The sequence below is a fragment of the Curtobacterium sp. PhB115 genome, from assembly GCF_003752025.1.
Classification (GTDB): Bacteria; Actinomycetota; Actinomycetes; order Actinomycetales; family Microbacteriaceae; genus Curtobacterium.
The window spans coordinates 163,811-184,630 of record NZ_RJKR01000007.1 but is presented as its reverse complement, the minus strand read 5'-3'; the positions used below and the strand labels follow the sequence as shown (position 1 = coordinate 184,630).

Sequence of the window (20,820 nt, the reverse complement as noted above, 5' to 3'; positions counted from 1 at the left end):
CCGACGCACGAACGACGATGCCCGCCCCGGAGAACCGGGGCGGGCATCGTCGTTCGTGTCTGCGGTGGGTCAGGCTCCGCGTCGTGCGCGGAGGAACTGGAGACGCTCCTCGAGCAGCTCCTCGAGCTCTTCGCGCGAACGACGCTCGAGCAGCATGTCCCAGTGGGTACGGGGTGCCTTGACGTCCTCAGCAGCGACCTCGACAGGGATGCCGTCGTCGCCGAGCAACCGGCCCTCTCGCCCGGAGCGGGGCTCCGACCAGGTCTGGGGAACGTCGGCGTCGGCGGAGAAGACGATGTCGAACGTCTCACCCGATTCGGTCTGGTAGACCGCGCGCTTGCGGTCCGAGAGCTCGACGCCCTCTTCGCTCTGGAGGCTCTGACTCCCGAGCCGCATGCCGCGGAGACTCCGATCAGCCATGTGTGTGCTCCTCTCGCTCGTCTGCCCTCCACAACACTGTCCCACGCCCCATCAATCCCGTACCGGCGCATTCACAGTCCGTTCCCAGTGGCTGGGCGCGGCGAGTCGATCAGGAGCGGTTCCGACGCCCCCAGGGTGCACAGGCGAGGAGCACGAGGAGCCCACCGAGCGAGAGCAGGAGTGCGACCGACCCGGACACGAGCGATGCCGGAGTGGTCGAGGTGCCGAGCGGGACGTCGGTCACCATCGAGGTCGCGGTGTACTCGGGCACCCGGTCGATCGTCCGCCCGGCGGGGTCGATGACCTGCGACGCCCCGACCGTGGAGATGTTCACGAGTGAACGGCCGGTCTCGATGGCCCGCATCCGCGCGATCTCGAGCTGCTGCAGGTTCTCGTCGGTGCCGGAGAAGTCGGCGTTGTTCGTCTGCGCGAGGATCACCTGCGCTCCCCCGCGCACCATGTCGGTGGTCAGTCCGTCGTCGACGATGTCGAAGCAGATCGCGACGCCCGCCCGGATGCCCGCGACGGGGAGCACGTTGGGCTTCGTGCCGGGCGTGTAGTCGCGCTGCAGCAGGCCGATCAGCGACGGCGCGAGCTTCGAGAAGAACCACCGGTCCGGCACGTACTCGCCGAACGGGACGGGCCGCTTCTTGTCGTAGGACGCCTGCCAACCGTCGGCGGTCCAGACGAACGAGGTGTTGTGGAGCACGCCCGACGCGGTCTGCGTGATGGCACCCCCGACGATCGGTGCGCCGAGCGACTCGACGACCGAGTCGAGCGACTCCGCGACGACGGGCTGCTGCCGCGGGTCGTACTCGGCGGACCCCTCCGGCCACACCACGAGGTCGACGCCCTTCGCCTCGACGTCGGTGGCGGCGACCTGTGCAGCGAGGACCTCGCCCGGCGAGGCGCCGTCGAAGTACCCGGCGGGGCCGTTGCCCTGCACCGACTCCACCCGGATCGTGCCGTCGGTCGCGGTCGGCCAGGCCGGGACGGCGAGGACCGCCGCGACGAGGAGCCCCGCCGTCGCCACACGCACCGGCAGCCGGAGCGTCACGCCGGGCGCGCGCGGCGTCACGAGCGCGAGCGACACCACGACGGCGACGCAGTAGACGACGACGAAGGTCACCCCGAGGACCCCGACGTACGCGGCGAGGTGCGTGAACGGCCCCTGCGACTGCGAGAGGCCCACCCGCCCCCAGGCGAAGCCCCCGTAGGGCCAGCTCCCCGAGAACCACTCGCGTCCGGTCCACAGTGCGGCGACGACGGCCGGGAGGCCCCACACGCGTCCGGCGGTCGACGGCAGGACCCGGGCGACCCAGCGGTACGCGAGGGCGATCGCCACGCTGCCGAGGGCGAAGAACACGGCTTCGAACAACGCGAGTGCGAACCACGGGACCGGCCCCAGGTAGCGACCGGCCCACGAGATCGCCGGGATCCAGAACGCTGCGCCGGCCACGTAGCCGAGCCACGCGGCACGCCGCGCGCGCTGCCCCATCGCGGCGAGCAGCATGCAGGCGAGCGCGGGGTAGGCGAGGAACCACCAGCCGGGCGACGGGAACGAGAGCGCGAAGAGCACGCCGCCGATGACGGCCAGGGGCAGCGCCGTGCCGAGCGGCAGTGCTGCGAACGGGCCGTCCGCGACCGCACCGCGGCCGACGCCGGGACGTCGTCGACGCACACCGCTCTCCGGGACCCGCACCGTGCCTCCCGTCAGACGGCCGCGTACGCGACGATGCCGCGGCGCACCGCGTCGGTCGCGCGTCGGGCGGTCTGGGCGAGTTCGTCGTCGCCGGCGTTCCGGATCTGGTCGAGGAGGTCGATGACCTGCTTCGACCAGCGCACGAAGTCGCCGGCAGGCAGGTCGAGGGTGCGCAGGACGTCGTCGAGCGCCGAACCGGAGGCCCAGCGGAACATGCCGACGGCCATCGCCGGCGTCGGCGGCTGCGACCCGGCGAGTCGGGCGTCGCGCTCGATGTCGTCGAGCCGCGACCAGATCGTCAGGGTCTCGTCGAGGGCCGGCCGGAACGCTCCGCGCGGCAGGGCGTGCTCGGTGCCGGGAGCGTCCTCGCGACGGGGCTGGTAGATGATCGTGGCGGCCATCGCGGCGAGCTGCGCCGGCGTGAGGTCCTTCCAGACCCCGGCTTCGAGGCACTCGGCGACGAGCAGGTCGCGGTCGCCGTAGATGCGCTGCAGGCGTCGACCGCCGGCCGCGACGGTGGCCTCGCCGTTGCCGGAGTCGACCAGGTAGCCGAGCTGGAGCAGCACGTCCGTGACGCGGTCGAACGTCGTCGCGACGGCGCCCGTCCGGGAGCGGATCTGCTGCAGGAGCTTGTCGTTGACGCGCTTGAGCTTCCACCAGCGCTCGGACCAGCGGGCGTGCGCCTCGCGGTCGGGGCAGGCGTGGCAGGGGTGCCGCTGCAGCTGTCGGCGGACGGCGGTGATGGCTGCCTGGCGTTCCTGCCGGGCGCCGTGCGAGGCCTCGCGACCACCGGGGACGTTCGTCCGCTCGAGGTCGGAGAGCTCACGGCGGAGCGCCGAGTACTCGGTGAAGTCGCCGAGGTGGCACTGCATCGCCTCGCGGTAGCCGTCGAGGGACTCCTGCTGCGACCGGACCTTGCGAGCCAGGTCGACGACGGACCGGTCGGCCTGGAACTGCGCGAACGACGTCTCGAGCACCTCGCGCGTGCGCTGCCGGCCGAACTGGTCGATGAGGTTGACCGCCATGTTGTACGTCGGCTTGAACGAGGAGTTCAAGGGGTACGTGCGACGGCTGGCCAGCGAGGCGACGGCCTGCGGGTCGAGGCCGTCGGTCCACTGGATGACCGAGTGCCCCTCGACGTCGATGCCCCGGCGTCCGGCGCGGCCGGTGAGCTGCGTGTACTCCCCCGGCGTGATGGGGACGCGGGCCTCGCCGTTGAACTTCTCGAGCTTCTCGAGCACCACCGTGCGGGCCGGCATGTTCACACCGAGCGCGAGGGTCTCGGTGGCGAAGACCACCTTGAGGAGCTTGCGCTGGAAGAGGTTCTCGACCACTTCCTTGAACGCCGGCAGCAGCCCGGCGTGGTGTGCCGCGACGCCGCGCTCGAGCCCCTCGAGCCACTCCCAGTAGCCGAGGACCGCGAGGTCCTCGTCGAGGAGGGTGCGGCAGTGGTACTCCGCCGTCTCGCGGATCTCGTTGCGCTCCTGCACGGTCGTCAGGGACAGGCCGGAACGCACCACGTTCCGGACGCCCTGGTCGCAGCCGTTGCGGCTGAACACGAAGAAGATCGCGGGCAGGAGCATGCGCTCGTCGAGCATGTGCGCGATGCGCTCACGGTGCAGCTTCTCGGTGCGCGGACCGCGACGCTCCGGGTAGCCGCCACGCCCGCGACGACCACGGTGTCCCCCGCCGTTCCGCTCACTGCGGGAACCACCACCGACCAGTCGGAGGAGCTCCGGGTTGACACGGTTCGTCGCCGCCGCACCGCTGGAGTCGAACAGGTCGACCATCTTCGACCCGACCAGCACGTGCTGCTCGAGCGGGACCGGACGGTCTTCGGACACGATGACGTCGGTGTCGCCGCGGACCGTCTGCAGCCAGTCGCCGAACTCCTCCGCGTTGGACACCGTCGCGCTGAGCGAGACCAGCCGGACCTCGGTCGGCAGGTGCAGGATCACTTCTTCCCACACGGCGCCGCGGAACCGGTCGGCCAGGTAGTGGACCTCGTCGAGGACGACCCAGGCGAGGTCGTCGAGCAGGTCGGAGTCCGCGTAGATCATGTTCCGCAGGACCTCGGTCGTCATCACGACGACGCGGGCGCGCGGGTTGACGTTCGTGTCGCCGGTGAGCAGGCCGACCTCGGACTCGCCGTAGACGTCGACGAGCTCGGCGTACTTCTGGTTACTCAGCGCCTTCATCGGGGTCGTGTAGAAGACCTTCGCGGTCGGCTGGCGCATCGCCAGCCAGATGGCGAACTCCGCGACGATCGTCTTGCCCGCACCGGTCGGCGCGGCGACGAGCACGCTGCGGCCCTGGTCGAGCGCGTCGCAGGCGGCGAACTGGAACGGGTCGAGGTCGAAGCGCAGGTCGGCGCGGAAGAGCTCCAGGTTGCGGGAGCGGTTCCGGACCTTGGCCGCGGCGAACCGCTCGGCCGCGCTGAGGCCGGAGGGCGTCACAGGCCGTACTCTTCGTCGAGCTTGGCCTGGCGCTTGGCCACCCGGCGGTCGTGCAGCCACGCCACGAAGCAGGCGGCGATGTAGAGCACGATCATCGGGACGGCGAGCAGGAACATCGAGATGACGTCGGCGCTCGGCGTGACGATGGCGCAGAACACCAGGATGCAGAGGATCGCGATGCGCCAGGACTTGATGATCGCGGACGCCGACAGCACCCCGACGAAGTTCAGCAGCACGATGAACACCGGCAGGACGAACGCGATGCCGACCGCGACGATGAGCTTGATGACGAAGTCGTAGTAGGCCTTCGCATCGACGATCGAGGTGTCCTGGCTGGACACGAAGCTGCCGAGGATGCCGACCACGTGCGGCAGGATGTACCACCCGAAGTAGCACCCGGCGAAGAACAGCGGGATCGCGGTGCCGAGGAAGCCCCAGACGTACTGCTTCTCGCGCCGGACGAGGGCCGGCACGATGAAGGCCCAGATCTGGTAGAGCCAGACCGGGCTGGAGATGACGATGCCGATCGTGATCGCGATCTGCAGCTTCAGGTCGAACGCGCCCGTGATCATCGGGAAGTTCAGTTCGGCGGTGTGCCCACCGACCTTCGCGAGTTCGGCCACCGGCGCCCGGAGCGAGTCGAGGACGAACGGGGTCAGGAACCATCCACCCACCGCGGCGATGGCCACGGCGATCACTGCGCGGAACAGGCGGTTGCGCAGCTCGATGAGGTGCTGTCCGAGCGACATGCGGCCTTCGGCGTCGGTCTTCTGGCGCCCTTGCCGCTTCGCTCGCCCGCGCGCGGTCGTCGAAGCCATGACGTCGATCTTACGGGGTCGGCACCGACAGTTCGGCGCGCTCCGTGCGAACGCACATGCGGCGGCGTCAGCCCGCGGAGCCCGCCGCGAGTTCCAGCGCTGTGGCGGCGAAGTCGCGGACCGCAGCCCGTGCTGCCGGCGGGTCGAGCACGACCGCGCGGCCCGGCAGCCCCGCGACGAGCCGGACGACCCCGTCGAACCCGTTCGACGCGGCGAGCCGGATGCGGACCCGGCCGTCACCGTCGGGAGCGTCGGCCGTGTCGGCGAGGAAGTCGGCGACGAGCGGCAGGGACGAGGAGTCGAGTTCGACCGTGACGATGACGTCCTCGCTGGACTGCTGGAACAGCGTGTCGGGGATCACGACCTGGTCGACGGACTTCTCCGCCGCGCGCTCGTCGACCCGGACACCGGACATCCGGTCGAGCCGGAACGTCCGGAGCGCCTGCCGGTCGAGGTCCCACGCCCGCAGGTACCAGTCGGTGTCGATCGACTCGACCCGCAGGGGGTCGACGCTCCGGGTGCCGCCCTGGGTGCGCGGGCCGGCGTACTCGAACGAGAGCCCGCGGCCGTCGGCCATCGCCCGGCGGATCGTGGCGAGGGCGACGTCGTGCAGGTCCTGCCCGACCGCCACCGTGGACGCGGCACCACCGGCACCGCGGGAGAGCTTCGCCATCAGCGCGCGGATCGCGTCGCGGTCGGCGGCCTCGGGGAGCGCGGACAGGTACTGCAGCCCGGCGATGAGCGCGGAGGCCTCGCGGGCGGAGAGCCGGGGCGAGTCGTCGATCGCGACCAGGTTCGTCAGCACGATCATGTCGTTCTGGTCGAAGTCGTCCCACGCGATGTCGAACAGGTCACCGTGCTGGTACTGCATCGTCTCGCCGGGGACGCCGGAGACGGCGATGAGTTCCACGGCGCGGCGGATGCGGCTCTCCGGCACGCCGAAGTGGCGGGCAGCCTCGGCGACGGAGACCCGCTCGCGGTCGATCAGGTACGGCACGAGCGAGAGCAGGAACGCGAGCTTGTCCTGCGCTTGCAGCGGTTGGGCGTCAGCCACGGTCGGGCTCCTCTCCGGCGCCGGAGCCGCCGACGAGAACGTCGGCGTCCGAGTGGTCCCGGACCAGGGCCCGGAGGCGCTCCTCGACACGGACCCGGAGGTCCTCCGGCTCGAGCACGCGGACCTCGGGGCCGAAGGCGGCCAGTTCCTCTGCCAGGATCTGCGGGTCGACGTGGTGCAGCACGAGGGCACCGTCCGCGTCCGTCTCGGTGTCACGGCGGCGGGCGAGCCGGCGTTCGGCGTCCGAGCCGGGCGTCACGGCGATGCGGGCGGTCCGACCGGCCCAGATCCGCTCGAGCTCGGCGAGGGTGCGCTCCCCCGCTCCGACCGGCGCGGTGTGCTGTCCGACCTCGTACTGGGCGACGGGCCCGACGATCCGGGACAGCAGGTAGTTCTTGTCCGAACCCGTCGCGAACTCGTGGGCGGCGAGCATCCAGCGGCCACCGTGCTGCACCAGCGCGAGCGGGGCGACGGCACGGCGACGGGCCTCGTGCTGACCGGGGGTGATGTAGTCGAACCGGACGGCGGCACCGCGGTCGAGCGCGGACCGGAGCGGCTCGAAGGCGGCGTCACGGGCACGGAGCCGCGGAGCGTACGCGTCGACACCGAGCTGCAGGGCGCCGTCGTCGTCCTCGGAGCCGGCGGAGCGCACCTTGAGCAGCCCCCGGCGCGAGTCGGCCGACAGTGCGCCCTCGCGCCAGGCCATCGCTGCCAGGGAGAGCAGTGCGGACTCGTCCGGCGTGAAGCGGACGTCGACGGGCAGGTCGTACTCGCCCTTCGGGATCCGGTAGCGGAGCGTCTGGTTGTTGCCGGCAGCACCAGGCGTCTCGATCGTCTCGAGCGGGATGCCGAGCTCGCGGACGTCGTCCTTGTCGCGTTCGAACTGGCGCTCGAGCGAGGCGTTGTCGCCACCGGGCGTGAACCGCTGCCGGTAGCCCTGCACGTTGGTCAGGATCTCGGCCTTGGTCAGCCCGGACTCCGTCGAGAGCAGCGCGAGCACGAGGCTGAACAACCGCTCCTCGGCGGGCACGCGGGGCACACGGGTCGCTGGCACGAGCCGATCCTACGGCAGCGCGGGTGCACCGGAGTGCACCCGCGCCGCGGTCGGTGGACGGTCTGCCGGGGTCAGCTCGACATCGCTCCGAGGACGTCGATGACGTACGCGTAGGCGGTGCCCTGCTGGTTCACGACGGCGAGGACCTGGTCGCCGACGTGGTGTCCGACGATGGCGTTCCGGACGCCCTCGTCGACCTGGCCCTTCGCGAGCGGCACGGTCTGGGCGCCGGAGCCGTCGGTCCAGCTCGAGCCGGCGACGGACGCGTCAGCACCCCAGGTGACGGCGGTGTACTTGATGACCGCGGTGTCCTTCGCGGTGAGCTCACGGCCCGAGCCCTTGCGGAGCAGGTGCGTCTCGTTCGACTTCGGTGCGTCCCACGACGGGATCGTGATGCCGGGGGCACCCGACGGGGCCAGCACGACCGCGGGCATCCCGTCGCCCGCGAGCTGCGGGGTGCCGGTGGCACGGGCGTCGAACGCGCGCTTCACGTCGATGACCGCGACGACGGCGTCTTCGGTCTTCTTCGAGGACCCGGTGTCGGTGGTGGTGCCCGACGAGCTGCTGAGCGCGCTCTTCGGCAGTGCCACCGCGAGGCGGTCGCCGACCTGGGCGCACTCGAGCGAGGCGCCGAGCGCGCCGTAGTTGCTCGCACCGGCGGTGATCGGCGCGGTCGCACCGGAGTAGCCGCTGGTTTGCGCGACCTCGCCGGTGGCTCCGTCGACGAGCGTGTACTCGATCAGGACCGGGGTGCCGTCGTCGATCGTGCGGCCGTCGCCCTGCTTCAGGACCGAGACCTGCGTGCCCTTCGTGGTGAGGCCGCTCGGCACGGACACCTTGGGCTCCTTGCCGAACGCGCCGGTGGCCGTCACGGCCTCGGACGCGGCACCGGGTGCCGCGCAGCTCGAGGGGGTGGTGCCGGCGCCGTTCGAGGCGCACGCCGTGAGCGACGCCACGAGACCGATGGTGACCAGGAGTGCGGGGATGGTGCGCACGGACCCTCTTTCCGTTCGATGCAGGACGGGCACGACCGCCAGCCTACCGTTCGCCGTCGGCCGGCTCGGACGCGTCACCGGCAGCCGACGCCGACGACGCCTCGGCCGCTGCGACCTTCCGCGCCTGGGCTGCTGACTGCCTGGCGACCTTGCGGAGTTTCTTGTCGCTCGTCGCACGCTCACCGACGGCACCGGGGGTCCACGCCTCGATGTCCTCGTCCGAGAACTCGACCTTGCCGGCACGGCGCTTCAGGTTCGGCAGCACCGTGCCGTCGGCCAGGCGCCGGGCCGTGATGAGGAACCCGGTGTGCCCGACCATGCGGTGGTCCGGGCGGACCGCGAGGCCCTCGACGTGCCAGGTGCGGACCAGGGTCTCGCTCGGCATCGGGTCGGTGAAGCGGCCGGTGTCGCGGAGCGCCTCGGCGGTGCGTGACAGCTGGGTGACCGTCGCGACGTAGCAGACGATGAGGCCGCCGGGCACGAGGGCATCGGCTGCGGCGTCGACGCACTCCCACGGTGCGAGCATGTCGAGGACGACACGGTCGACGCTCTGCTCGTCGACGGCGTCCGGCAACGACTCGACGAGGTCGCCGACCGTCACCGACCAGTTGTCCGGGACGGCGCCGAGGAAGGTGCCGACGTTGCCCTGGGCGATCGCGGCGAACTCCTCGCGACGTTCGAACGACTGCAGCTGACCGGTCGGGCCGATCGCCCGCAGCAGGAACAGCGACAGCGCACCGGACCCGACACCGGCCTCGACCACGCGGGCGCCGGGGAAGACGTCCGCGAAGGCCACGATCTGGGCGGCGTCCTTCGGGTAGACGATCGCCGCGCCGCGGGGCATCGACATCACGTAGTCGTTGAGGAGCGGACGGAGCGCCAGGTACTCGTCGCCGGTGCTCGCGCGGATGACGGAGCCGTCCGGCTGGCCGATCACGTCGTCGTGCCGCAGGACCCCACGGTGGGTGTGGTACTCCCCCGCGGTCTCGAGCGACAGCGTCGTGAGCTTGCCCTTCGGACCGGTGAGCTGCACGCGGTCACCGGCCCGGAACGGGCCGCGGGGTGGGGTGTGCGGAGCGCCACCAGCGGTGTGCGGCAGAGCGTCGGTCATCGTGCGTACCCTTCGGCGGAAGCGGTCGACGCGACGTCAGCCGCGCCTCCAGGCAGGTCTGTCGGAGCTGCGCTGCGGGCGGCGAGGGCCGGTCCCGTCAACTCGACCAGACGGTCGACGTCCACACCCGACAGGGTGGTCAGGTGCACGTCGCCGCCGGCGATCTCGGAGAGCGGCACGATGTGCTCGACGGCCACGGTGACGGCACCGGAGGCGACGGCCGACGCGACGCCGGTCGCGGAGTCCTCGATGGCGACGCACGCGGTCGGCTCGACGCCGAGCTGCGCGGCGGCGGACAGGTAGGCGTCCGGGAACGGCTTCGGACGGTCGACGTCGTCGCCGGCCACGACGACGCGGAACCCGCGCTCGCCCAGGGCCTCGGCGGCGACGAGCGCCATCTTGCGACGGGACATCGTGACGAGCGCGGTGGGGATGCCGCGGGCATGGAGTTCCTCGACGAGCTCACGCGCACCCGGTCGCCACGGCAGCTCACCGGCGCGCAGGTGCTCCATCACGTAGTCGGTCATCCACTGGATGATCTCCTCGACCTCCATGTCGACGCCCTTGTCGCGCAGCAGCTCGCCGGAGCGCTCGAGTCCGCTGCCGACCAGTGACAGGCCGTCCTCGTGGGTCCACTCCGCGCCGTACCTGGTCGTCAGTTCGACCTGGGAACGCTGCCAGATGGGCTCGGTGTCGATGATCGTGCCGTCCATGTCCCACAGCACGGCTGCGGGCGGGACGAGGGCCAGGGGATGCGCGGTCACGGGCGACGAGTCTACCGGCGGCGTCCGACGGGGCGCGGCGGGGCGCACGGCCGCCCGCGAAGTCGCGCGTGCGTTGCGTCCCGCCGCGGGCGCACGCCGCCTGCGCCGGTGCCTGCGTTGCGTTCCGCTGGTCGCGGACGGGCGCGTGCGCGCGGGGCCCTGGGCCTACAGTGGATGCCTGAATCGTGTCCGGCCGGGGGCTCCACGTCCCCGCCCCGCTCCGCTCCGCTCCACCACCAGGAGGTCCGCTCCGTGCCACAGCACTCCCCCTTCAGCGACGGCCGGTTGCTCGTCGTCGCCTTCGAGGGCTGGAACGACGCCGGCGAAGCCGCCAGTGGCCTCGCCCGGCGCATCGTCGAGTCGCTCGAGCTCGACGAGCTGCGCGAACTCGACGGCGAGCGGTACGTCGACTACCAGTTCAACCGACCCACGATGGGCTCGGACGAGACCGGTGCCCGCGGGGTGCAGTGGCCGCGGATCGTCCTGCACGGACCCGGCGCCGAGGGCCGTCCGGTCATCGGTGCGGCCGGGTCCCCGTCGGAGCGCGACGTCTTCGTGCTCGTCGGACCGGAGCCGTCCCGCACCTGGCGCGGCTTCTGCGCCGAGATCATCGACCTGGCCGACGTCTACTCGATCGACGCCGTCGTCTTCGTCGGGGCGATGCTCGCCGACGTCCCGCACACCCGTCCGATCTCGGTGTTCGTGTCGAGCGAGAACGCCGGGGTCCGTGCGGCCTTCGACGTCGACAAGTCCTCGTACGAGGGGCCGACCGGCATCCTCGGGGTCCTCGCCGACGCGATGGACAAGGCCGGACTGACCACCCTGTCGCTCTGGGCCTCGGTCCCGCACTACGTGCACAACTCGCCGTCGCCGAAGGCCACGCTCTCGCTGCTCGACAAGATCGAGGAGCTCACCGACGTCACGGTGCCGCGCGGCTCGCTGCTCGACGACGCCACCGAGTGGGAAGAGGGCATCGACGCCCTCGCCGCCGACGACGAGGACATGGCGTCCTACATCGGGCAGCTCGAGCAGGCCCGCGACACCGTGGACTCCCCGGAGGCCTCCGGCGACGCCATCGCCCAGGAGTTCGAGCAGTACCTGCGCCGCCGCGAGCACAAGGACGGCAAGGACGGCGGGACCGCCGGGGGCGAGGGGCCCTGGCGGCCCCAGCAGTAGCCGTCACCCGCTGACGGACAGGAGGGACGGTGTCGGCTGGCACCGTCCCTCCTGTCCGGCGGCCGCGAACGGTCAGGACACCCCGCTCACGTCCGGCGAGTGGTCACGAACTGTCTGTTGCCGACCGCCTCGGCGACAGTTCGCGACCGGTGGACGGCACGCACGTGACGTGTCGCGACCACACGGCGGACGGGAGGCACGGGGCAGGCCCGCCACGGGCCTCCCGTCCGGCGGCCGCGAACGGTCAGGACACCCCGCTCACGTCCGGCGAGTGGTCGCGAACTGTCGGCTACTGCCCGCCCGAGCGACAGTTCCTGACCCCTCGGCGGCACGCACCCGACGTGTCGCGGCCGCGCAGGTCAGGCGAGCCGGATGCCGAGCAGCGCGTCGATGAGGTCGGCGAGCTCGGCCGTGCACGCCGTCCCGCCGGCGATCGCGGTGTCCACGGCCGCGACGGCACCGGGCGTGTCGAGGTCGTCGGAGACCCGCGCGCGGATCCGTGCTGCGACGTCGGCCGCGTCGTCGGCGTGCCCGGCGGACTCCCCGGAGGCCCAGGCATCCCACGTGGCGAGCCGCGTCGTCGCACTCGTCAGCTCGGCGTCGAACCACTCCCAGTCGTCGGAGTACTTGTGCGACAGGAGCGCGAGCCGGATCGCACGGGGGTCGGCGCCGTCGTCGAGCAGCCCCCGTACGGTGACGAGGTTGCCGAGCGACTTCGAGATCTTCGTGCCCTGGTAGGCGATCATCCCCGTGTGCACGAACGCGTTCGCGAGGGGCTGGTGCGCCAGCGCAGCAGCATGCCCGGCGCTCATCTCGTGGTGCGGGAAGACGAGGTCGCTGCCGCCACCCTGCACGCTGATCGGCAGACCGAGGCGGTCGCCGGCGATGACGCTGCACTCGATGTGCCAACCCGGACGGCCGGGGCCGATCTCGGTGTCCCAGCTCGGTTCGCCCTCGCGGGCTGCGCGCCAGAGCAGCGGGTCGAGGGGGTCGCGCTTGCCCGGACGCTCCGGGTCCCCGCCACGCTCAGCAGCGAGGGTCAGCATCGTCTCGCGGTCGAGGCGGCTCTCGTCACCGAGTGTCCACGCCTCGGTGGGACGGTTCACGTCGAAGTACAGGTCGTCGCCCTCGGAGTCCGGCGTCGGCACCTCGTAGGCGTACCCGGTCTCCTGCAGGAACGAGACGGCCTCGGCGATGCGGTCGACGTCCTCGGTGACGGCCACGAAGTCGTCGGGCGGCAGGATGCGGAGCGACTCCATGTCACGGCGGAACAGGTCCACCTGCGAGGCGGCGAGCTCACGCCAGTCGACCCCGTCGCGGGCGGCACGCTCGAGCAGCGGGTCGTCGACGTCGGTGACGTTCTGCGCGTACTCGACGTCGAGGCCGGCGTCGCGCCAGGCGCGCCCGAGCGTGTCGAACGCCAGGTAGGTGGCCGCGTGGCCGAGGTGGGTGGCGTCGTACGGCGTGATCCCGCAGACGTACAGCGCTGCGCGTTCCTCGCCCCGGGTCGGGTCGACCGGCTTGCCGGTGGCGGTGTCGTGCACGACGGGGCGCGGCGCGGCGCCGGCGACGTCGGGAACGAACGGGGCCTCCCAGGCCCTCACGGCTGGATCACTCCGAGCGACAACAACACGATGAGAACGATACCGAGTGCGATGCGGTAAACGACGAACGGCATGAAGCTGCGCTTGCTGATGTAGTTCATGAACGCCGCGATCACGACGAAGCCGACGAGGAACGCCACCACCGTCGCGATGAGCGTGTCGGCGAGTCCGAACGGCGCTCCGTGGTCACCGAGGCTCGTCGCGGCCTCGTACAGACCGGACAGGAACACCGCGGGCACGGCGAGCAGGAACGCGAACCGGGCCGCCGCCGGGCGGGTGTAGCCGAGCGCGAGGCCCATCGACACCGTGGCGCCGGACCGCGAGACGCCGGGGACGAGCGCGAGGACCTGCGCGATGCCGATCAGGATGCCGCCGCCGAACGTCATGTGCTCGATCCGGCGCTCCTTGCGCCCCACCACGTCGAGCACACCGAGCACGATGCCGAAGACGATGAGGACGATCGCGACGATCCACAGCGAGCGGAACGTGGTCTCGATGGAGTCCTTGAGCAGGAGCCCGGCGATGCCGATCGGGATCGTGCCGATGATCACGAGCCAGCCGAGCCGCACGTCCGGGTCGCCCTTCGGCACGTCGCGGCGGAACAGCGACCGGAACCACCGGCCGATGATCCGGGTGATGTCGCGCCAGAAGTAGATGAGCACGGCGGTCTCGGTGCCGAGCTGGGTCACCGCGGTGAACGCTGCGCCGGGGTCCTTCGCGTCGGGCAGGAACAGCCCGACGATCCGCAGGTGGGCGCTGGAGGAGACGGGCAGGAACTCGGTGAGTCCCTGCACGAAGCCGAGGAAGATGGCCTCGAGGATGTGCACTGGCGCGGCCTTTCGGAGCGGGCTCGGTCGTGGTCGTGGTCGTGGCCGTTCGGCGACGTGGCCGCCGGAGGCGACCAGGCAGTATATCAGTACGAACCGAGCAGGTCCCCGAGCACACGCCGACCGAAGGCGAGCGAGTCGAGCGGCACACGCTCGTCCACGCCGTGGAACATCGCCGGGAAGTCCACACCGGCCGGCAGCTGCAGAGGCACGAAGCCGTAGCCCGCGATGCCGAGGGTCGACAACGCCTTGTTGTCCGTCCCGCCGGAGAGCAGGTACGGCAGCACCGGCGCACCGGGGTCGTGCCGCCCGAGGACGTCCCGGACGGCATCCACCAGCGGGCCGCCGAAGTCCTGCTCGAGACCGATGTCGCGGAACGACATCACCACCTCGACCTCGTCGCCGGCGAGCTCCCGCACGCGGGCCAGCACCGATTCCTCGTCGCCGGGCAGGCAGCGGATGTCCACGAGCGCCTCGGCCGTGTCCGGGATCACGTTGTGCTTGTAGCCGGCGGTGAGCACCGTCGGGTTCGACGTGGTGTGCAGCGCCGCGTGGATGAACCGCGACGCGGACCCGGTGGCCAGCGCGACCTCGTCCGGGCCGGTCACCGTCGGGTCGACCCCGAGGAACCGGGCGACCTCGGCCACCATCGCGTCGGTCGTCGCGGAGAGCCGGACCGGCCACTCCTCGCTCCCGATGCGGGCGACGGCCGCCGCCAGCTTCGTCAGGGCGTTGTCGCGGATGACGTGCGAACCGTGCGCCGCCGTACCGCGGGCGACGAGCTTGATCCACATCAGGGCCTTCTCGCCGGTCTGCAGCAGGTACGCCCGCCGGTCGCCGAGGGTGATCGAGTACCCGCCGACCTCACTGATCGCCGCACTCGCCCCCGCGAAGACCTCGGGGTGGTGCTCGACGACGTGGTGCGAGCCGAGGACTCCCCCGGCTTCTTCGTCGGCGAAGTACGCGATGACGAGGTCACGCTCCGGCGCACCCTGCTGCTCGATGACGTCCGCCAGGGACGTGAGCATCATCGCGTCCATGTTCTTCATGTCCACGGCGCCGCGGCCCCACAGCGACCCGTCCTTCACCACGCCGCCGAACGGGTCGACGGTCCAGTTCGCCGGATCCGCCGGGACGACGTCGAGGTGACCGTGGACCACCAGCGCCGGCTTGTCGCGGTTCCGCCCCGGGACCCGGGCGACGACACTCACCCGGTCCGGCTCGGACTCGAACAGCTGCGGCTCGAGACCCAGCGCACGGAGCTTGTCCTCGACGTAGTGCGCCGCCTCGGTCTCGCCGCGGGACTTGCCCTCGCCCCAGTTCGTCGTGTCGATGCGGATGAGGTCACGGGCGATCGCAGCGGTGGCCTCGAGGTCGGTCACCGTCGCCTCCGGGTTCGTCATGGCTCCACGCTACCGGTCGGCACCGACGCCCCCGACGCCCGCGTCACCGCGGGACTCGCCCGGGATGCACGGCCGTGTTCATCGCGTGTTCAGACCCGTGCTAGTGTCTTCTCTCGGCAGGAAAGCCGGGGAAAACCCGGGAAACAGACACCAGACACCCTGTCCGGGTGGCGGAATTGGTAGACGCGCTAGCTTGAGGTGCTAGTGCCCGTATTAGGGCGTGGGGGTTCAAGTCCCCCCTCGGACACAGAAGATGAATGCCCCCTGGCCTTTCGGCCCGGGGGCATTTTCTGTTGCTCCTCCCGCCGAGTGCCGTAATCGCTGCGCCGAGGGCGACCCGCCGCGTCGTTGCACGGTCGCGCACGAGGCATGCGACAGACCACGCGTCGATCGACAGGTGGAACGTCGGAACGTGCGCACGCATGGAGCCTCACGGCTTGGAGGCACGGCACCACTCCGACACACGCGTCCCGCCCGCCTCGAGGACGGGGGCCCGAGCACGCGGATTCCGACAGAACACGCCGTGATCGACGCGTGGAACGTCGCAGACCGCGTGTTCGGCCCGCCGGACGCGACCGACGAACGGACGGGAGGCGCGGTGCCAGCTGGCACCGCGCCTCCCGTCCGTCAGGTGGTCGCGTCTAGCTCTTCGACGCCTCGACGAAGTTGCGGCGCGGGTCCGTCTCCTTGATGAGCGAGGTCGCGTCACGACCCGAGACGGCACCGGTGACCCAACCGATGATGATGCGCGCCTTGCGGTTCAGCGTCGGCATCGCGTACACGTGGTACGCACGGTGGGCGAGCCAGGCGAACAGGTTCGTCATCTTGATGCCCTTGATGTTCGCGGCACCCTTGGCGACACCGTACGAGGCGACGGTGCCGATCGAGGGGTGGCGGTACTCCTCGAGCGGCTTGCCCGTGATCGTCGCGACGATGTTGTCGGCCACGACGACGGCCTGACGCACGGCGTTCTGCGCGTTCGGCGGGTAGAACGCCGGCTGCTTCTCGGCGGTCAGGTCGGGCACCTGCGCGACGTCGCCGAGGCCCCAGACGCCGGGGACGACCTCGTGGGTGTCCTCGGCCTCGACCTGCAGCTTCGCGTTCGCGGCGAGGTGGCCCTTCGGCCCGCGCGGCAGGTCGGAGGCGTCGAGGAGCGGGTTCGGCTTCACGCCGGCGGTCCAGACGAGCAGGCCGGTCGGGATCTCGTCGCCGTCGGAGAACTTGACGATGCCGCCCTCGGCGCTCGGCATGGTGGTCTTGAGGCGGACGTCGATGCCACGGGCGCGGAGGGACTCGAGGGTCCACTTCGACAGCTCAGGGCCGACCTCGGGCGCGACGCGGTCGAGCGCGTCGATGAGGATCCAGCGCGGCTGCTCGCCGGCGAGCGACGGGTAGGTCTTGATGGCGGCCTGCGACACGTCGAAGAGCTCACCGATGGCTTCGACGCCGGTGTAGCCACCGCCGACGAAGACGCTGGTGAGCAGGCGGCGACGCTCGTCCTCGTCGCGGGTGGCCGCAGCCTTCGCGATGTTGTCGAGGAGCTTCGCACGGACGTACGCGGCCTCTTCGACGCTCTTGAAGCCGACGCCGTACTCGTCGAGGCCGGGGGTCGGGAACGTGCGGGTCACCGAGCCGAGGGCGACGACGAGCTGGTCGTAGCCGAGGGTGCGGTCGTCGCCACCGGCGGTCGCGATGGAGACCGTCTTGTCGGCCGAGGAGATCCCGGTGACCTTGCCCTGGATCACCCGGGTCTTGCGGAGCGCACGGCGCAGCTCGACCGTGACGTCCTTCGGCGCGATGTGGCCGCCGGCGACCTCGGGCAGGAACGGCAGGTACGTGTAGTAGGTGTTCTGGTCCACCAGCGTGATGCGCATGGGCACGGTTGCCGCGTGCTTCTGGAGCTGCTTGACGGTGGTGTAGCCAGCGGAGCCGCCGCCGAGGACGAGGACGTGAGGGATCGAGTCTGCCATTCCTCCGGTCTACCGGACTTTGGCTCGGTGCGTCATGAGTTCCGCGGCCTGTCGCGGAGCCGCCACCACGCCGTCTCGGCGAGTTCGAGGCCCGTGTAGACCCCGTGCGGGGTCCGACGGGACTCCGTGAGGGAGAACCGACGCAGGCGGTAGCCCCCGCCGAAGCGGTCGATGATGGCCTCGGGCGACGCGTCGGCGTCGCGCTTCACGTACCAGGTGCGGTCGTCGCGGGCCTCGATCACCGACGCCCGCCGATGCGGGACCGCAGGACGTCGATGCGCTTCTGGATCTGCTCGATGCTCGCCTGCGCCACCGCCGGTCCCCCGCTGATCCGCCGGAGTTCGGCGTGGATGGACCCGTGGGGTTCGTTCGAGTGCCGGGACCAGATCGACACGAGCCGCGCGAGCTCGGTCCGCTGCTCCTTGATCGTCATGTACATCGGGCGGTCGGGCTCCGGCGCCTTCGGCAGGCCGTCCTTCACCGCGCGGCCCTTGGAGCGCTTCGCCTGGGTCGCCTGCCGCGCGCGGAGGAGGTCGCGCACCTGGTCGGGTTCGAGCAGCCCGGGGATGCCGATGAAGTCGAGTTCCTCGAGCGAACCGACCTCGCCCCCGGTACCGAACTCGCCGCCGTCGTAGAGGACGCGGTCGAAGGACGCCTGCGAGTCGAGCGCCTCGAACGGCTGGACCTCGAGCAGGCTCTCGGACGCGCGGTCTTCCTTGTTGGCCTCGGCGACCATCGCGTCTTCGGGGTTGTACATGCCGTCGTCCGCGTCCTTCGGGCGGTCGAGGGCGTGGTCGCGCTCGAGCTCGAGGGTGGCGGCGAGGGCCATGAGGCCGGGGACGCTCGGCAGGAACACGCTCGCGGTCTCGCCGCGGCGCCGGGCGCGCACGAAGCGGCCGATCACCTGGGCGAAGAAGAGCGGGGTGCTCGCGCTCGTGGCGTACACGCCGACGCAGAGCCGCGGGACGTCGACGCCCTCGGACACCATCCGGACGGCGACCATCCACCGCGAGGTGTCCTCGGCGAACGCGCTGATCCGGCTGGACCCGGCGGCCTCGTCGGAGAGGACGACCGTCGGGCGCTCCCCCGTGATGCGCTGCAGGATGCGGGCGTACGCGCGGGCGGTGGTGGTGTCGGTCGCGATGACCAGTCCACCGGCGTCCGGCACGCCCCGACGGACCTCGGTCAGGCGCTTGTCGGCGGCGGAGAGCACGGCGGGCATCCACTCGCCCTCTGGCGACAGGGCGGTGCGCCAGGCCTGGGCCGTGATGTCCTTCGTGACCTGCTCGCCGAGGGACGCGGACATCTCGTCGCCCATCCGGGTCTTCCAGCGCATCTGGCCGGCGTACGCCATGAAGAGCACCGGCCGGACGACGCCGTCCTTCAGTGCGCGGCCGTAGCCGTAGTTGTAGTCGGAGATCGACGTGCGGATGCCCTGCTCGTCGGGGGCGTACTGCACGAACGGGATCGGCGCCGTGTCGGAGCGGAACGGGGTGCCGGAGAGCGAGAGCCGGCGGGTTGCACCGGAGAACGCTTCACGGATGCCGTCGCCCCACGTGAGTGCGTCGCCGCCGTGGTGGACCTCGTCGAGGACGACGAGCGTGCGCCCGCCCTCGGTGATCTTCTTGTGCACCTCGGGGTTCATGCCGACCTGGGCGTACGTGATCGCCACGCCCTGGTAGTGCCGGCCGAACATGCCGTCGCCGTTCTTGAACATCGGGTCGATCCGGATGCCGACGCGGTCGGCGGAGTCGGCCCACTGGCGCTTGAGGTGCTCGGTCGGCGCGACGACGACGATGCGGTCGACGGTGCCCCGGGCGAGGAGCTCGGTCGCCAGGCGCAGTGCGAAGGTCGTCTTGCCGGCGCCGGGGGTCGCGGCGGTGAGGAAGTCGCGTGGCTCGGACTCGAAGTACTTCGTGAGGGCTTCGACCTGCCAGGCGCGCAGCTTCGACGCGGTGCCCCACGCAGCGCGATCCGGGAAGGCCGGCGACAGGTGCTGGACGGCCGAGTTGCCCGCGGCTTCGGCAAGAGCGGCCGCGTCGGCTTCGTCCCGAGCGACGGCGTCGGCGTGTGCCGTCGACGATGCGCCCGACGACGTGTCGGTCGACTCCGCTGCGCCGTCTCCGGCCCGGTCGTCCCCCGACTCGGCCCACAGCGTGGCGGGCTGCTGCTCTTCGTACTCCGCTGCGCTCACTGGAGGAGATTCTACCGCCACGCTCAGTCCTGCCTGGCGTGCGGGACGTGGCCGTCGGGGCTGCGGCGGACCAGGGATGCCGGTCGCAGCACGCCCGCACCGAAGCGCGCGGCGACCGCGTCGACGGTGGTCTCGGTCTCGCGCCACGGCGCGTCGTCGTCCCACAGCGCGTTGCTCGCCGCCGCCGGCACGAGGTTCTCGCCACGGACCCCGATGAGCCGGATCCGGTTGCCCGGTCGGTGCAGCACGTCGTACAGCTCGACGGCTTCGCGGTGCAGCCGCTTGGCGACGTCGGTCGGTTCGGCGAGGGTGCGCGAACGGGTCAGCGTGGTGAAGTCGGTGTAGCGGACCTTGAGCGCGACGGTGCGGGCCTGCACGTCGGCGTGGCGCAGGCGGACCGCGACCTTGTCGGCCAACCGCAGGAGTTCGCGGGCGACGTCGTCGCGCTCGGTCAGGTCGTGGCCGAACGTGACCTCGTGCCCGATGGACTTCTCGCCGACGCCGGTGTCGACGACCCGGGGGTCGCGTCCCCACGACAGGTCGTGCAGGCGTTGGCCGCCGGCGGGCCCGAGCGCGGACACGAGCGATCCGAGCGGCGTGTTCGCGAGGTCACCCACCGTGCGGATGCCGCGGCGTTCGAGGGTCTCCTGCGTCTTGCCGCCGACACCCCACAGCGCGGAGACGGGCTGCGGGTGCAGGAACGCGATGGTGTCCTGCTCGGGGACGACGAGCAACCCGTTCGGCTTGGACCGGCTGGACGCGAGCTTGGCGACGAACTTGGTGGACGCGGCGCCGACCGAGCAGTGGAGCCCCGTCTCGGCGTGGACGGTCCGGCGGATCGCCTGCCCGATCTGCCACGGGGTGCCGTACAGCCGCAGTGCCCCGGCGACGTCGAGGAACGCCTCGTCGATGCCGAGCCGTTCGACCCGCGGGGTGAACCGGTCGAAGATCGCCATCACCGCGGCGGACTTGTCCCGGTACTTCTCGAAGTGCGGCTCGACGATGATCGCGTTCGGGCACCGGCGCTTCGCCACGGCCATCGGCATCGCGGAGTTCACGCCGTACCGCCGGGCTTCGTACGTGGCGGCCGTCACCACGGACCGGTCGGAGTCGTGGCCGACGATCACCGGCAGTCCGACCAGGTCCGGCCGGTCGAGCAGCTCGACGGAGGCGAAGAAGGCGTCCATGTCGACGTGCAGCACGGTCGCCGAGACGTCGTCCACCGGGGCGTCGGAGACGAGCCGGTTGCTTCCGTCCTGCTTGCTCACACGG

Annotated in this window: 17 protein-coding genes and 1 tRNA gene; 2 read left to right on the top strand and 16 right to left on the bottom strand. The window is 71.3% G+C overall.

Annotation, left to right across the window (positions count from 1 at the left end):
• Positions 1-69: 69 nt before the first annotated feature.
• The 9 genes from EDF19_RS10350 to EDF19_RS10310 all read right to left on the bottom strand — a co-directional run bounded on the left by EDF19_RS10350 (position 70) and on the right by EDF19_RS10310 (position 10,374).
• On the bottom strand, positions 70-420 hold the full coding sequence (locus EDF19_RS10350; protein WP_071297044.1) for an RNA polymerase-binding protein RbpA: 351 nt from the start codon (positions 418-420) through the stop codon (positions 70-72).
• Positions 421-529: 109 nt separating this feature from the next.
• Positions 530-2,101: an apolipoprotein N-acyltransferase gene (gene lnt / locus EDF19_RS10345; RefSeq protein ID WP_123681007.1), complete on the bottom strand. Its 1,572-nt coding sequence runs from the start codon at positions 2,099-2,101 to the stop codon at positions 530-532.
• Positions 2,102-2,133: 32 nt separating this feature from the next.
• Positions 2,134-4,578, bottom strand: coding sequence for an RNA helicase (locus EDF19_RS10340; protein WP_123680809.1), 2,445 nt, complete (start codon positions 4,576-4,578; stop codon positions 2,134-2,136).
• Complete coding sequence (gene tatC, locus EDF19_RS10335) at positions 4,575-5,327, bottom strand: twin-arginine translocase subunit TatC (protein WP_123681006.1); 753 nt, start codon at positions 5,325-5,327, stop codon at positions 4,575-4,577. The genes EDF19_RS10340 and tatC overlap by 4 nt, the downstream gene beginning before the upstream one ends.
• A 136-nt stretch (positions 5,328-5,463) precedes the next feature.
• The gene (locus EDF19_RS10330) at positions 5,464-6,450 is read right to left on the bottom strand and encodes a YafY family protein (protein ID WP_123680808.1); all 987 of its coding nucleotides are present in this window, start codon (positions 6,448-6,450) and stop codon (positions 5,464-5,466) included.
• Positions 6,443-7,504 (bottom strand): YafY family protein, encoded by a 1,062-nt coding sequence (locus EDF19_RS10325; protein WP_123680807.1) that lies wholly within the window; start codon positions 7,502-7,504, stop codon positions 6,443-6,445. Before EDF19_RS10325 ends, EDF19_RS10330 begins: the two co-directional genes overlap by 8 nt.
• A gap of 71 nt (positions 7,505-7,575) precedes the next feature.
• Positions 7,576-8,499, bottom strand: coding sequence for an FKBP-type peptidyl-prolyl cis-trans isomerase (locus tag EDF19_RS10320; RefSeq protein WP_123680806.1), 924 nt, complete (start codon positions 8,497-8,499; stop codon positions 7,576-7,578).
• Between the two features lie 43 nt (positions 8,500-8,542).
• On the bottom strand, positions 8,543-9,610 hold the full coding sequence (locus EDF19_RS10315) for a tRNA (adenine-N1)-methyltransferase (protein WP_123680805.1): 1,068 nt from the start codon (positions 9,608-9,610) through the stop codon (positions 8,543-8,545).
• Positions 9,607-10,374 (bottom strand): HAD family phosphatase, encoded by a 768-nt coding sequence (locus EDF19_RS10310; RefSeq protein WP_260217086.1) that lies wholly within the window; start codon positions 10,372-10,374, stop codon positions 9,607-9,609. Before EDF19_RS10310 ends, EDF19_RS10315 begins: the two co-directional genes overlap by 4 nt.
• A gap of 252 nt (positions 10,375-10,626) precedes the next feature.
• On the opposite strand from EDF19_RS10310, the gene EDF19_RS10305 reads away from it, so the two are divergent.
• Entirely contained in the window at positions 10,627-11,550 is a 924-nt protein-coding gene (locus EDF19_RS10305; RefSeq protein ID WP_123680804.1) for a proteasome assembly chaperone family protein, read from the top strand.
• Between the two features lie 359 nt (positions 11,551-11,909).
• Here the strand turns inward: EDF19_RS10305 and mshC are convergent, their stop codons facing one another.
• From mshC to EDF19_RS10290, 3 genes are all read right to left on the bottom strand, one after another.
• Positions 11,910-13,154, bottom strand: coding sequence for a cysteine--1-D-myo-inosityl 2-amino-2-deoxy-alpha-D-glucopyranoside ligase (gene mshC, locus EDF19_RS10300; protein WP_123680803.1), 1,245 nt, complete (start codon positions 13,152-13,154; stop codon positions 11,910-11,912).
• Positions 13,151-13,981, bottom strand: coding sequence for an undecaprenyl-diphosphate phosphatase (locus EDF19_RS10295; protein WP_123680802.1), 831 nt, complete (start codon positions 13,979-13,981; stop codon positions 13,151-13,153). The genes mshC and EDF19_RS10295 overlap by 4 nt, the downstream gene beginning before the upstream one ends.
• A gap of 86 nt (positions 13,982-14,067) precedes the next feature.
• Positions 14,068-15,384, bottom strand: a complete 1,317-nt coding sequence (locus EDF19_RS10290; RefSeq protein WP_123680801.1) for a M20/M25/M40 family metallo-hydrolase — start codon at positions 15,382-15,384, stop codon at positions 14,068-14,070.
• Positions 15,385-15,545: 161 nt separating this feature from the next.
• Here EDF19_RS10290 and EDF19_RS10285 point away from each other — a divergent pair.
• Positions 15,546-15,631: transfer RNA gene (locus EDF19_RS10285), tRNA-Leu, on the top strand.
• A 394-nt stretch (positions 15,632-16,025) separates the two neighbouring features.
• Here EDF19_RS10285 and EDF19_RS10280 read toward each other — a convergent pair.
• From EDF19_RS10280 to dinB, 4 genes are all read right to left on the bottom strand, one after another.
• Positions 16,026-17,354: an NAD(P)/FAD-dependent oxidoreductase gene (locus EDF19_RS10280; RefSeq protein WP_123680800.1), complete on the bottom strand. Its 1,329-nt coding sequence runs from the start codon at positions 17,352-17,354 to the stop codon at positions 16,026-16,028.
• Positions 17,355-17,386: 32 nt separating this feature from the next.
• The gene (locus EDF19_RS10275; RefSeq protein ID WP_123680799.1) at positions 17,387-17,596 is read right to left on the bottom strand and encodes a hypothetical protein; all 210 of its coding nucleotides are present in this window, start codon (positions 17,594-17,596) and stop codon (positions 17,387-17,389) included.
• Positions 17,593-19,347 (bottom strand): DEAD/DEAH box helicase, encoded by a 1,755-nt coding sequence (locus tag EDF19_RS10270; RefSeq protein WP_123681005.1) that lies wholly within the window; start codon positions 19,345-19,347, stop codon positions 17,593-17,595. Before EDF19_RS10270 ends, EDF19_RS10275 begins: the two co-directional genes overlap by 4 nt.
• 224 nt (positions 19,348-19,571) lie before the next feature.
• A complete protein-coding gene (dinB, locus tag EDF19_RS10265; RefSeq protein ID WP_123680798.1) occupies positions 19,572-20,816 on the bottom strand; it encodes a DNA polymerase IV in 1,245 nt (414 codons plus the stop codon).
• Between the last annotated feature and the right edge of the window lie 4 nt (positions 20,817-20,820).

Coding starts and splice junctions, on each gene's coding strand:
- EDF19_RS10350 (WP_071297044.1), bottom strand. CDS start 420: ATGGCTGATCGGAGTCTCCGCGGCATGCGGCTCGGGAGTCAGAGCCTC.
- tatC (WP_123681006.1), bottom strand. CDS start 5,327: ATGTCGCTCGGACAGCACCTCATCGAGCTGCGCAACCGCCTGTTCCGC.
- EDF19_RS10315 (WP_123680805.1), bottom strand. CDS start 9,610: ATGACCGACGCTCTGCCGCACACCGCTGGTGGCGCTCCGCACACCCCA.
- EDF19_RS10290 (WP_123680801.1), bottom strand. CDS start 15,384: ATGACGAACCCGGAGGCGACGGTGACCGACCTCGAGGCCACCGCTGCG.
- EDF19_RS10280 (WP_123680800.1), bottom strand. CDS start 17,354: ATGGCAGACTCGATCCCTCACGTCCTCGTCCTCGGCGGCGGCTCCGCT.